General features: G+C 45.1%; 10 protein-coding genes. 4 read left to right on the forward strand and 6 right to left on the reverse strand.

The features are described from left to right. Positions 1-566 precede the first annotated feature (566 nt). On the forward strand, positions 567-1,106 hold the full coding sequence (locus tag DXN04_RS20210) for an NADPH-dependent FMN reductase (protein WP_116855199.1): 540 nt from the start codon (positions 567-569) through the stop codon (positions 1,104-1,106). A 335-nt stretch (positions 1,107-1,441) separates the two neighbouring features. On the opposite strand, the gene DXN04_RS20215 is transcribed toward DXN04_RS20210, so the two are convergent. From DXN04_RS20215 to DXN04_RS20225, 3 genes are all read right to left on the reverse strand, one after another. Continuing rightward, positions 1,442-2,449 (reverse strand): outer membrane beta-barrel protein, encoded by a 1,008-nt coding sequence (locus DXN04_RS20215; RefSeq protein WP_116855200.1) that lies wholly within the window; start codon positions 2,447-2,449, stop codon positions 1,442-1,444. Positions 2,450-2,838: 389 nt separating this feature from the next. Then, positions 2,839-4,029: a BamA/TamA family outer membrane protein gene (locus DXN04_RS20220; RefSeq protein ID WP_147320004.1), complete on the reverse strand. Its 1,191-nt coding sequence runs from the start codon at positions 4,027-4,029 to the stop codon at positions 2,839-2,841. A gap of 1 nt (position 4,030) precedes the next feature. Continuing rightward, complete coding sequence (locus tag DXN04_RS20225) at positions 4,031-4,309, reverse strand: SelT/SelW/SelH family protein (protein ID WP_116855272.1); 279 nt, start codon at positions 4,307-4,309, stop codon at positions 4,031-4,033. A 101-nt stretch (positions 4,310-4,410) separates the two neighbouring features. Between DXN04_RS20225 and DXN04_RS20230 the strand changes: the two genes are divergently transcribed. Next, positions 4,411-6,438, forward strand: a complete 2,028-nt coding sequence (locus DXN04_RS20230; RefSeq protein ID WP_116855202.1) for a tetratricopeptide repeat-containing sensor histidine kinase — start codon at positions 4,411-4,413, stop codon at positions 6,436-6,438. A gap of 75 nt (positions 6,439-6,513) precedes the next feature. On the opposite strand, the gene ypfJ is transcribed toward DXN04_RS20230, so the two are convergent. Further along, on the reverse strand, positions 6,514-7,380 hold the full coding sequence (gene ypfJ / locus DXN04_RS20235; protein ID WP_116855203.1) for a KPN_02809 family neutral zinc metallopeptidase: 867 nt from the start codon (positions 7,378-7,380) through the stop codon (positions 6,514-6,516). A gap of 207 nt (positions 7,381-7,587) precedes the next feature. On the opposite strand from ypfJ, the gene fdhD reads away from it, so the two are divergent. Further along, on the forward strand, positions 7,588-8,397 hold the full coding sequence (gene fdhD, locus DXN04_RS20240; RefSeq protein WP_116855204.1) for a formate dehydrogenase accessory sulfurtransferase FdhD: 810 nt from the start codon (positions 7,588-7,590) through the stop codon (positions 8,395-8,397). A gap of 26 nt (positions 8,398-8,423) precedes the next feature. Then, a complete protein-coding gene (locus DXN04_RS20245) occupies positions 8,424-10,730 on the forward strand; it encodes an FdhF/YdeP family oxidoreductase (protein WP_116855205.1) in 2,307 nt (768 codons plus the stop codon). Between the two features lie 79 nt (positions 10,731-10,809). Here the strand turns inward: DXN04_RS20245 and DXN04_RS20250 are convergent, their stop codons facing one another. Both DXN04_RS20250 and DXN04_RS20255 read right to left on the reverse strand, forming a co-directional pair. Continuing rightward, the gene (locus DXN04_RS20250; RefSeq protein ID WP_147320005.1) at positions 10,810-12,873 is read right to left on the reverse strand and encodes a BamA/TamA family outer membrane protein; all 2,064 of its coding nucleotides are present in this window, start codon (positions 12,871-12,873) and stop codon (positions 10,810-10,812) included. 221 nt (positions 12,874-13,094) lie between these two features. Next, on the reverse strand, positions 13,095-13,856 hold the full coding sequence (locus DXN04_RS20255; RefSeq protein ID WP_116855207.1) for a DUF695 domain-containing protein: 762 nt from the start codon (positions 13,854-13,856) through the stop codon (positions 13,095-13,097). Positions 13,857-13,929: the final 73 nt, after the last annotated feature.

The raw sequence follows: 13,929 nt of genomic DNA on the forward strand, positions 1-13,929 counted from the left end.
ACGAGTAATTTAACCTGCTGCAGGAAAGGGAAAAATTGGCAAAGCAAATGGCTGTTGTAGGGGTGGAATAGCTATTGGGATATTGGCTTCATTATTTGGATGATGGTAATGGAAGAATTAGACTGATGATAATGGCAGATTATGATCGTAGCAGAAGGCGAAGTACCCGATGGGATGAAGATGTATAGTGATAATTCTTTTAATTCTATTTAACATAATATAAATTATAGGTTAAATAAGGATAATGGAAATAATCCAACTATAAGTACATCAAAGGTCCAAAATTATATCAACGAGCTGCGACCAACCGTTTAAATAAAATTCTGAGTCAGGGATTTTAACTGGTTTACATTTGCCGCGCGTGACGAAATATTTTCCTTGCGACGAAATGTTTACTGCGTGAAGAATTATGTTACGTGAAGAATTATGCTGCGTGAAGATATTATTGTACCATAACAGGCTTATTGCAGTGTAAAGAAATCATTGTTTCACGACAATATCTTCTTGCCAGACAATTTATTCGTCCCAAAAAGCACTTGCTATTATGTGCATTCAAATTATTAAGTATGAAAAAGATCTTGTGTATTTCCGGGAGCCTGCGCCCAACTTCTACAAATACAAACATTTTAAAATCCATCCCACATTTAACTAAATGGCCGGACCTTTCGTTTTCTCTATACGAAGGCTTAGACCAATTGCCTTATTTCAGCCCTGAGCTGGATTACGAAGGTGCTACACCATCCGCCAGTGTAGCGGATCTGCGCGCGCAGCTCAAAACCGCCGATGCGGTTATTGTATGCACTCCCGAATATGCTTTCGGCGTACCAGGCGTACTTAAAAATGCATTGGACTGGATTGTTTCAAGCGGAGAATTTGTAAATAAACCTACTGCCGTTATCAGTGCTTCACCCATGATGACTGGCGGTGATAAAGCCAATGCATCCCTGGTTCAAACATTGAAAGTAATGACGGCAGCAATTACGGATGATCGGATCCTGATTATACCCACCATACGTACGAAAATCGATGCTACAGGGAATATTATCGACGAGGCATTGAAAAAAGAATTAATTAAAATTGTGGATAGTTTGAATTCTTCTATTTAAATTCTCCTATTATTTAAATTCTTTTATTAGAAGATTCATATTAAATTCTTCTATTTGAATTCTTCTTTTTAGTTTCTCCGATTTAAATAGAAAAATTAAAATCTCCTATTTAAATCCCCCTATCTTATTCTCCTATTTGAAAATGGAAAAATGAAAATTCAAATATTTAATTATCCCGCCAGCAAAAAAAAATTCCAATTCAGATAAATTAAAACAAAACCATTTTAATCCACCTGAATTGGAATTCATAAAAACATAAATAACCTTTTATCAAAAGCCTTTCATAAATCCCCTTCAACAAAAACTTTCATAAAAAAAACTCACATCCCACTCCACTAAAACCTCCATCTCAACCCAACATTCGCGCCCAAGCCACCAATATTAATATAAGACTTCAAATCATTCGATGGCTTATCATTATCCTTATAAGTCACCGTCGCGCCACTCTGACTCACCGGTGTATTAGAATTCTGATCCAGCGTAGACTGATACTCAGTATGCCTTTCTGCCGTAGACAAATCACTCAGCCCGCGATGCTGCGTTGCAATCGTCTGACCCGTAGTCGCACTTACAATATTCGTCGTCTCATCATACGCAGTCACCTCTTTCTTCTTACTACGTACCGGAATATTCCTATACTCCGTCTCTACGAAAACATCCAGTTTCGCCGCCACCAGAAAGACAATACCGAATGCTCCCTGGAATCCAACTGTCACATTCGGATCCACCCGCTCATCGCGCGAAATAGTCGTCTGGGTTATCGCCGGCGAACCACCTACTACCGCAGAACCTGTCTGGTTCGCATCCGTATGGATCTTCAACTCACCCCATAAAGGTACTACCAACCCCACCCGTACATAAGGATCCACACCAGCAAAACCAGGATGAATCACTACTGCCGGTGCAAAATCAATCGCATTTACAAAGCCATGCGATTCAATTTTACCCAGCACTGTACTGGAACCAGCCAGTACCGTTACCTCACGGGTCATGAGATTTTTCTTGCTGTGATAATAATTGAACGCTGCTTCCACAGCGATGTAATGATTAATATTCCAGCCGAAGGAGAGGCCTCCCCTGCTGCCAGCACCATACGATCCCGTCAGGACCTTTTCCGAAATAGTACTTGTCGTTCCGGTCGTGGAGTTGTACTGTTTCTGCTCATCATGCGGCTCATAAGGACCTACTTTGGGAAACTCACCAGGAAAAACACTGAAGAAATACCCACCGGCTACTTTGACATAAAATTTAGAGGACGCTGTTATTTTCTGGTCTTGCGCGTGTAATGTGTACGAGCTTGCTACCGTCAGAAATAACGTGGTAAACAGGGTTAAGTTTTTCATTTTAGTGGAACAATTTGGGTGAAAACTAACGTGTTTTATGAATATAACGAATTTATCCGAAATAAGAAATAATCATATATAGATTATTCTAAAATTGAGTAGGGGAGCTGAATGATCAAAAAATCAAGAGAGAAAATTTAAATAAGATGAAAAAAGATGACGTAAAAAAAAAAAGCCACTTCAAAGCCTTACTGACCTCAAAGTGACCTTTCTATCTATTCTAACTTTAAAAAAGAATCAAAATAAACTACAAAAATTTCCAAAACCACCCCTTTCAAATCTTCCCTTTCAAACCCTCCCTGTCAACCAATTCCTTTAATACTTTCCCGACCAACACTTCCCTTTCAAACCCTCTCTCCGAATCCCGCCTTCAAACCTCCCCATCCAATCTAAAACGCCTCCGCCAGCGACAAATACAACCCCGACTGCCGCTCCTCTCCTGTCCTCTTCTCACCCCACGCATAATCCACCCTGATCGTCAACTTACTCCCCTCATCATAAAACCACCTCACACCCATCCCATACGCCGGCTTAAAATGATCCATCCCAAAATCATGATTATTAAACACCGCCCCCGTCGCACCAAACGCCGCCAGCGCAAACTTAGGCTGCATATGCAAAAACCAGATATTAACCGGAATCTTCGGATCCAAAAAATACCGATACTCCGCCTGGAATGCCAAATAATTCTGATCCCTATACCTCCCCGTATAATACGCCCGCATCATCAGGTCATTCCCCATCTCCGGCAACAAATAAAACGGCAACACACTCCCCTGCAAAGAATTAAACAACCCATTCACCCCCAGCGTACTCTTTCGTGATATCGGCACAAAATGCTTCGCCTGCGCATCTATCTTCCACAACGTCTGCTTACTCAAAAACGCCGGCGCATACGCCACATTCAACCGCACCCAGGAACCCGTATGCGTATAGTTCTGATTATCCCTGTTATCAAAAATCCCCGTCGCACCAATAAACGTCACATACCCACCATCCTTATCCGCCAACGCCATCCCGGGATAAACCCCCTTGCTCTCATTCGCCTCATATGCATCATGCTGGTACTGCAACGACAACCCCGCATAAAAACGCCCACTCAATCGCTTCTCCCCTTCCAACACCACTTTATACCGCTGATTGCCCAACAATGTTCCATCAGCCTTACGCGTTGTATCCCCAACTCCATAAAAATAAATCGGGAAATCATGATAACGGAGACTACTCTTAAAATGATAATTATTATGATCCGTCCAGAAATCCGTCTTCAACTCTATCTTATACTGACTCTTGGTCGTCAGCGATGGAATCAGACTGATAGTCGAATTACGGAGCACAGGATCATTCTTGTCCGTATAAAATGAATACAACATAGCCGCCCCTATTTCCAATCCCTTCTCTGGTGAATACCCCAATACCGGCAATGGGAAAAAACTCTTCTTATGAACTATTGTCGAATCATTAATTTTTACCGCTGTAGTATCTTTTATGACAATGGCCTTGTCATCCTGCGCTTTCAGGGATCCACATAACAACAGTAATATAGCCGTACCAGAGAGTAAACGTGTCTTTAATATCATCTTATTTTCTATCTGAGTGACCCAGGCTTTTCTCCGGAGCTACCTTATCTCTAATTTGTTGCTTAACTTCTTTAATTTCAGGAAAATGTCCAATCACCTTACGGTCCATCAGGATCTCATCATTCACATAAATTATATAACTACCGCCCACTGCACTGGGTTTAAGGGTTACACCTTCCAGTTCTTCTGCAAAAGTGGTCAGTAATTCCTGCGCCATCCAGGCTGCTCTCATAAGCCACCCACATTTGGGGCAATATTCTATGGTAACTGTCGGTTTCATGGGGTGAAAGTTACAACGATTCCAGTAAATATACTTTGCATCAATATTTTTTATAATTTTATGCAGCATTCAGGTTACCCTAATAATTATTTGTGCCGACAATGAACACTTACTGGCAGAGAAGGAATTCTGCCTTTTACACCGTATTGATATTGATGCTGACGTTGTTCTTTACGAAGCCGGTGGCATGTGATGCGCAGTCGCAAGTGACTGATAGTCTGACAAAAGTGCTGGCAGCCCACCCCTCAAAAGATACCATACGTGTCAACATTCTCAATCAATTAAGCCGTTTTCTCTTTACCCAGGTTCCTTCCCTGACAGAGACTTACGCAAAAGAAGCTTTCCATATCAGCGATAGCCTGTACTATCTGCCTGGTAAAATGTGGGCTACCCGCAACCTTGCCCTGGCCGAGAATGCGAAAGGCAATCTCGAAAAACAGACTGACCTGACCCTGGAAGCCCTGAAACTGGCCGAACAACTTAAAGATCTGAAAGCCACAGGCGTCCTCAACGCGGACCTGGGCAATATCTTTATCGAACAGCAGCAACCCAGGCAAGGCCTTATCTACCAAAAGAAAGCCCTGGCTATCAAACAACGCGGTAATGATCAGGCCGAAATCGGGAAAACCCTGAACGGAATCGGTACCAGTTATATGGTGCTCAAAGAATGGGACTCCGCCCTCCACTTCCTCTATGCTTCCGAAAGGATTAAGCTCGCCCTCAACGATCACCGGGGATTGGCATACGCCTATGAAAACATCGGGACAGTACTCTCCGTAAAAGGACGTTACAAGGAAGCACTTCGCTATCATACCATGTCGTCACAATTTTATAAGGAGTCTGACAATGTGCAGGGTGTCGTCAAATCCTACCTCAACCTCGCACAAACCCATACCTTCTTAAAAGATTTTGCCGCCGCAGAAGAAGACCTGCAAAACGCCAGGCGCCTGAATAAGAATATGCAGAATGCCCGTAATGAAATGATCTATTACAGGTACCGGGCAATGCTGGACTCTGCCAGGGGAAATTATGCACAGGCATTGGAGAATTTTAAAGAATTTCAGGCTCTGAGCGAAGAAGTTTTTAGTACCGAGAAGTCAAAATTCATCGCAAATTCCAGGGAGAAATATGAGTCCGAAAAGAAGCAGCATGAAAATGAATTGCTGAAGAAAGAACAGCTCCTGCACTTAGCGACTATACGACAACAAAAGATCTTCGTGTTCTTTTGTATCGGGATGTTCATAGCCCTGGCCACCGTCACTGTATTACTCTATCGCGTATTCAAACGACAACAGGAACTGTATAGCCAGTTAAATAGCCGCAACCGCCGCGTTCAACAACAGAACCAGATCATCATGGACCAGAATGCAGCCCTGGAAAGCGGCAACCAGGTGAAGGACAAAATCTTCTCCGTAATTTCACATGACCTGCGTGCCCCCCTGGGCATCCTGGAAGGAATGCTGTTTTTGCTGAGAGATGAAAAGATGACGCAGGAACAGTTCAATATGTTCGTAGATGAATTGTGGAGAGATGTGAAAAATACCTCCTCCATGATGGACAACCTCTTGCAGTGGGCCAATAGCCAGATGAAAGGCATCCGGGTAATGGCAGATGACTTTAATATCACTGCTTTGCTGGATAGTGAATTTGAATTGCTGCAGACACTGGCAAGACAAAAAGAGATTCAATTAAATCACCTGCTGCCACCAGTGATCCATGTGTATGCCGATAAGGATATGATCCGCATGGTACTGCGCAACCTGGTGAGTAATGCGATTAAGTTTACGCCAAAGAAGGGGGTAATTACAGTGGATTACAAACTGATGCCTGATAAGGTGGAGATCATGGTGAAAGATAATGGGGTGGGAATTCCTTTGGAAGATCAGTCAAAGGTATTCTCGAATATCTACTATTCTACAACAGGTACACAGAATGAGAAAGGTTGTGGATTGGGATTACCCTTGTCCAAAGATTTTATTCAATTGAATAATGGGCAGATCTGGTTTCATAGCTTTAAAGATAAAGGAACGAGCTTCCACTTTACGCTGCCATTGTCAGAAGATGAAGAAACGACCAGTGCGCATGGCATGACGATTATATTGCAAACTTCAAGAGATTATTCGCATTAATAAAAAAGGAATTACAAAAAAAAGAGCTTGTATCATAAGTAATACAAGCTCTTTTTTCCGAAAATATTTACGTTTCTATAAATTCGTGGCATTGAAGGTATCTCCCTGTTTGATATCCCCCGTTTCAAATCCCTTCTTAAACCATCTCATGCGTTGTGCGGACGTACCATGTGTAAATGCATCCGGCACTACCCTGCCATTCGCCGCTTCCTGTAGTTTATCATCCCCCACTGCACTGGCTGCATTCAACGCCTCTTCTATATCTCCCGGATCCAGGATATTATCCATTCGCTGTGCATGGTGTGCCCATACACCAGCCAGGAAATCAGCCTGCAGTTCGAGTTTTACTGAGAGTTTATTATATTCCGTTTCGCTCAGCTGCGAACGCATCGCCTGCACTTTCCGGCTTATACCCAGCAGGTTCTGGATATGATGACCCACCTCATGAGCGATGACATATGCTTTGGAAAAATCGCCGACTACCTTAAACCGTTGTTCCATTTCCTGGAAGAAAGACAGGTCAAGATAAACCCGGTCATCTGCAGGACAATAGAACGGGCCCATAGCTGATTGAGCGGTACCGCAACCAGACTGGTCTACATCGGTGAACAGGACCATTTTAGGCGCTTCGTACTCTTTGTTCATTTCTTTGAACAATGCTGTCCATACATCTTCAGTATTTGCAAGGACAGATGATGCAAAGCGCGCTTCCTCATCACTGGCATTGGTGACAGTCTGGGAAGACTCCTGTGCAGTGTTACCGCCGGTACTTTGAGATACCTTGCTGAGTAACTGGGTGGGGCTTTGTTTGGTAATGAGTGCCAGTACGACGATGATAATGACGCCGCCGATACCGAGGTTACGAATACCTCCGCCACCACCTCCACCGCTGCCGCGGCGGTCTTCTACGTTATCGCTGAGTCGTCTGTTTTGCCAACGCATATAGATTGTTTTTGATTAATTAGGGTCGAAAGTACAAAATGAGTATGAAAAAAACGTACCAGTCCGTTTTAACGACAACCCTCCCCGGAATAGAACGATATTTGTGTAACCCGGAAAGGAGTAAATTAAGCGTAATGTACTTACCTTAGTCCCGAAGTTAAAAGGTATACCTCACCACTAAGAGCTTTTGCTGAGTAATCTGAAATTATGTTACATCCAGCCATTTCCTACGCGCACATTACAAGAGTAACCGATACACTTGTTACAACTACTGACGATGCCCTGGCCGCCGAGGAACCACTCGAAATACGCCTGGTACATGGCGGTCAGCAACAAAGCATCACTGTTACCATGCGATCGCCCGGACAGGATGAAGAACTTGCAGCAGGTTTTTTATTCACCGAGGGAATCATTACCAGTTATGATGCCATTCAATCCATCCAGTATAATGATAATGTAGCCACAGTCACCCTTCAGGCAGGTATTAGCCCAGCATTACAACCCGCCCAGCGTAATTTCCTGGCCAATGCAGGTTGTGGTGTATGTGGGAAGACTGAATTGGATGCCATCTTTACCCCTGTAGCAAAGCAGGCAAATCCTACCAGGACCATAAAAGTACCCGCTAATATCCTGCATGAGCTGCCGCAACGCCTGCGTGAGCAGCAGGCGGTATTTGATAATACCGGTGGACTGCATGCCGCAGCATTGTTTAACATTGCAGGACAGTTATCGTTCCTGAGAGAGGATATTGGCAGACATAATGCCGTTGATAAACTGATTGGGGTAGCTTTGCAAAACAAACTCTCTTTTAGTGATTATGGATTGCTGCTGAGTGGACGCGCAGGTTTTGAATTGATTCAGAAGGCTGCTGTGGCAGGGATTCCCCTGATTGCGGCCGTAGGAGCGCCAAGTAGTATGGCCGTGAAAATGGCGAAAGAATGGGGTATTACATTGATTGGTTTTTTGCGGGAGGGACGGTTTAATATTTATCATGGAGAAGAGAAGATAAGCTTTTAACAACACGCACAAGAAAATATAGTGTCATGAAACAACCCAACGCTGAAAATCCCGAAACACTGACAGGACACTTTCGACTTGGCAAGCCCAAAACTGCCGCCGCCGGCCTTCCTGCCGTATTCCAGGCCGCCCGCCATATCCTGGCCGAAATGGATGCCATCAGGGGTTTCAAGGCTTTAAATAAACTGAACCAGAAGAATGGTTTCGACTGTCCCGGCTGTGCATGGCCTGACCCTGACGACGAACGATCGGGCATAGCTGAATACTGTGAAAACGGTGCCAAAGCGGTCGCCGAAGAAGCGACTACCAAACGCCTGGATGCCACCTTCTTTGCTCAAAACAGCGTAGCAGACCTGGCAGCACTCACAGACTACGAAATCGGTAAAAAAGGACGTGTGGCACAACCCATGTACCTCGCCGAAGGCGCTACTCACTATACCCCCATCAGCTGGGACAAAGCCTTTGAAAAGATCGGCACACACCTCAATGCCCTGTCCTCCCCCAACGAAGCAATATTTTATACCTCCGGCCGTACCAGCAATGAAGCGGCTTTTCTATACCAGTTATTCGTACGGGAATTCGGCACCAATAACCTGCCTGACTGTTCGAATATGTGCCATGAATCCAGCGGCGTTGCCCTCATGGAATCTGTCGGAATCGGCAAAGGCTCCGTTACGCTCGATGACCTCTACGAGGCAGAGGTGATTTTCATTCTCGGACAAAATCCGGGTACCAATCACCCCCGCATGCTCACCGCCCTGCAAAAGGCAAAGGCCAAAGGCGTAACCATCATCTCCGCCAATCCGCTGAAGGAAACCGGGCTGCTGAACTTCATGAACCCGCAAACTGTAAAAGGGATGCTGCATGTAGGGAGTCACCTCACCGATATTTACCTGCAGGTAAGGATAAACGGGGATATGGCGCTGATCAAGGCCATCAACCTGCTCCTGCTCCATGAAGAAGAGAAAGCGCCAGGTACTGTATTCGACCCTGCGTTTATTAAAAATAATACCAGCGGCTACGATGCCTACATCGCTCATTTACAGGAACAAAACTTAGATCAGTTAGTCAGCGACTGCGGTGTGCCCCTGGAACAAATCCAGGCTGCGGTACAGGCCATGGTACATAAAAAGAAAATCATTGCCTGCTGGGCTATGGGACTTACGCAGCATAAAAATGCCGTAGATACCATCAAAGAAATCGTCAACCTCTTACTGCTAAAAGGCAGTATTGGTAAACCCGGTGCCGGCACCTGTCCGGTTCGCGGTCATAGCAATGTACAGGGAGACCGTACCGTCGGCATTTTCGAAAGACCCCCGAAGGCATTGCTGGATAAGATCCAGGAAGTCTACGGTTTTAATCCACCCCGGGAATATGGCTGGGATGTAGTGTCAGCTATCCGCGCTATGCGGGACGGGAAAGGCAAAGTGTTCTTTGCCATGGGCGGCAATTTCCTTTCGGCGACACCGGATACGGTTTTGACAGCCAGGGCGTTACGCAATTGTAACCTGACAGTTCATGTATCCACAAAACTAAACAGGAGTCACCTGGTGCATGGCCGGGAAGCGCTGATCCTGCCAACTTTAGGAAGGAGTGATAAAGACATTGTAAATGGAGAAAGGCAGTTTGTAACCTGCGAAAACTCTATGGGTGTAGTACAGATGTCTAAAGGCAACCTGACACCTGTTTCCGATCAGTTGCTGAGTGAACCCCTGATTGTTTGTAAACTGGCAAAGGCGACCTTGAAAGACCGCACCGTGGTAGACTGGGATAAATATGAAAAGCACTACGATTACATCAGGGATGACCTGGAAAGGGTAATTCCGGGCTTTGATAATTATAACCAAAGGGTTCGGCATCCGGGTGGGTTTTACCTGCCCAATGGTGCCCGTGAGGGAAAGTATAATACCAAAAACCAAAAAGCGAATTTCAATGTGGCACCTGTGACCAGGTTTACCCTGGCAGCGGATGAACTCATGATGATGACAATACGGAGTCATGACCAGTTCAATACCACTATTTATGGGCTGGATGACCGGTATAGAGGGGTGTACCAGGAAAGGCGTGTATTACTCATCAACGAAGTAGATGCGGCAAAGCATCGAATTGTACGTGGAGATAAGGTGGACTTGTACAATGAATTTGGTGGTGTAGAGCGGGTGGTGAGGAACTTCCTGGTAGTAATTTATGACATACCGGAAGGATGTACGGCTACTTATTTTCCCGAGGCGAATGCGCTGGTCCCACTGGATAGCGTAGCGGATAAGAGTAATACGCCGACTTCAAAATTAGTGATTATTAAGATTAAAAAATCAGCAACAACCGAAAGGTAGTGTTGTAGTTTGAATTAATATCTTAATTCAAACGAATCCCCCTTTCAATTTGAAACAATAAATTTAAGCCTCCTCACAATCACCTGAAGTTCAGGAAATTCGGCATTTTCAGTGTAAAGATATCAAACCTGAAATCCACCGTCGTCGTAATCTCAAAATAGATCTGATTCGCCGGATACGGCGCATTCGGAAAATAGTTCGCATCTATCAGGAGGGTATTGATCGGCAGGTTTTCATTCTTAATCCTGCAGCCCAGGCCAACACCTCCATAAATCGGGTTTTTAAACAGGTTATTGCTATTAATAGTGATCTGGGTAGCCTGCAATGTCGTATACCAGTTGAACTTAAAGCCCAGCACTCTCCAGGGACTATAAAACACGGTCTCCGACCGTATATTCATTCGCTGGAAACCAGTCAGGGGTACATTCTTAAGTCCATAAATCCCGTGCTCCATATTGATCTGCAGGGGTTTATAAAAATACGGATTCGGGTTACCCAGGTAATCAAAATAAGCAAACTCCCTCAGTTTCCCTCCCAGCACTTTGAACGATCGGCTATAATATTCCAGTTTGGCATGGATCACCGCATCTTCCGATCTGCCATCCTGGTAGAAGGTACTGATCCCAAACTGGGCATTAAAGATCCCTTTCAGTTTTGTGGCCCAGAACTTCTGCGCTTCCACCCCTGCATAGCCCCGGGTTCGCCCTTTCCAGGTCTCCCAGCCGGAGGTAAAGCTGCCGCTGTAGCCCAGGGGAATGTCCTCCGTTCTTCCAAAACCAAAGAAATTAGTGGCTTTGAAAAACTCATTGCGGAATACAATGGCCTGGGCCAGGTAATACCGGTGGTTGTTGTAGACGGGATCCAGCTTATAAATCGGCTGCCAGGGCCGTTTCAGGAATATCTGGTTGGAATGCCCCAACAGGAGTGCCAGGTTAGGTCTTTGGTTGTTCAGGTTATGTTTATCCTGCTTGATCAGGTTATAACCGCCCCAGACCTCCAGCAGTTCATAACGGTAATCCCGGTAAACCGTATCCGGCCGTTCCCGGATATTGATAGAAAAGCTATTCCGGTAAGCAACACCCCCGGCCCAATCTGCCGAGGAGTTGTACAGGGGCCTGTTGACATTCACGTAATACGAACCCTCAAAGACACCGGTATCCAGGGGGTAATAATTATTCAGCGTAGTATAACCCAACGATACATCGGCAAATGTGCCAAGGGCATTGTACTTGGTATATTTGATCTCTGATCCCCAGGGCGGATTATAGCTATTCTTCCAGTAAGCGCCTACCCGCAGTTCCTGTCCGGCACCAAAAAGGTTATTGTTATAAATGGTCGTTCTTACAGCGGAAGTACTGGCTTCCCCGATATCAATACCGTATTCATATACGTCCTTGGTCACTACCAGCAGATCCAGCGAATCCGGGCTGGCACCGGCGTTAATAATATAGAGACGGGCATCCTGCATATAAGGCCGGCTACGCAGGTAACGCTCGTTGTCTGACATTTCGTAAGGGTTCAGGGTATCGCCCGATTTGAAAAAGAGCGCCTGCCGGATCACCCATTCCTCGGTATTATAGTGAAGACGGTTTGCCAGCTTGATGAGCTTCATGGTGGTGGTAAACGAAGTATCACGAATGTTTTGCGGACCGAATACATTTACCTTCCTATAATAAATATCCCTGATCACCCTTCCTGTATAAGGGATGAAATACTTTTCACTCTTGATAATACTGCTATCGGTGGCAGGAGGTTCCGGCACATTTTGCCTGGTGATACTGCGAATCAGGGAGTCGCGGTATTCCTTGCGCCGCAGGGAATCTCTATATTCACCTACCCGGTGAAACCATCCCCGGGAAGCAGGTTTGGGTTTAAACAGCGGAACGGTGATGGTATCAGCATAGGGTTTAAATAATTTAGCTGAAATCGTATCCTGTAAGGGGTGTTTATAAACGCGCAGGGGCAAGGTATCAGAAATCTTGCTGCCGAGGGATCTTTTGGGTTTGAACAATGAAGCAGGCAGGGTATCTGAAAATGTAGGCTGAACCCTGATCGTGCTACCGTATGCATGCCGCGGGATGAGCGGCATAGAAAGGTGACAGCAAACCAAAAAGAATAACAATATATTGAAACGATTTCCCACTCGTATGTAAGGTTATATGCACTTACTAAGCAAAGAGCATACAACAGTTGTAGCCTAAAGATTGTAATCTAAAGAAAATTCATGAACCTGCACGCGCGAAAAAATCGCTTATGCCTGGGACATAAGCGATTTGATCCAAAAAATGGACTATTGGATTGGAAAGCGGCTGGGGGTAAAGCGGCCATTGATTAATTAAAACAGGCCACCCGGTTGATCATTGTTTAACTGTTCACCACCACGGTCTCCCACCCATTATAATCCGCATTAATGGCCTGTGCCAGCTCAAACAGCAACAGCACTACGGCATTAATACTGGCTTCATCTGTACGATCATGCCTGGACACATGCAGACTATAAGGCCGCTCCTCATTACCACTCATACCCCGCTGCTGCACCACAAATCCTTCCTTACTGATCTTCTGCCAGTAAAGCTCCCGGTGTTCCTCAGTTGCAAAATATATCCAGTGATCAATGTGTCTGGCTTTTTCCTCAATATCCCCATGTTGTTTCAGCGTCCGCAATACCTTACGGTTCTGGATACGTTGAAACTCTACTTTGTCTGGTAACAGGAAATCAAAATACAACTCCCAGGTACGATCATCCTTTACTCCGCAATCATACTGATACTCCGGAAAGTTGATCATCACATCGGCTATGTGTTTATCATACAAAGTTGTGTCACCGGTATAAAAGTAAAAATCTCTTACACCATTGGAAATCGTCCTGCCCACAAAGTGTGCATTCAACTGTGTTTCCAATCCTTTGACCAGGCTGTCCTCAATTTCACCCAACACTTGAAACTCATCTCCCTGTGGAAATCCATCGGCACGGGGAGTATTCAAATATACAGACACATAAATAGCATGCGGTTTACTGTTCAGCGGTGCGAAGCGCCGTAGGTCGAGGTCTAGCCCTATAATGGCCGGGTGGTCATCTATGTGACAAGTGTATAAATCCCAATCTGGCTGGTAGGCGTTAGACATAAAAATTTGCTATTCGAAAATGTAACGGTCCGGCTGTAAAGATACATCAATCATGTTCGCCATTCATCCATTA

The organism is Chitinophaga silvisoli (assembly GCF_003412465.1).
Taxonomy (GTDB): Bacteria; Bacteroidota; Bacteroidia; order Chitinophagales; family Chitinophagaceae; genus Chitinophaga; species Chitinophaga silvisoli.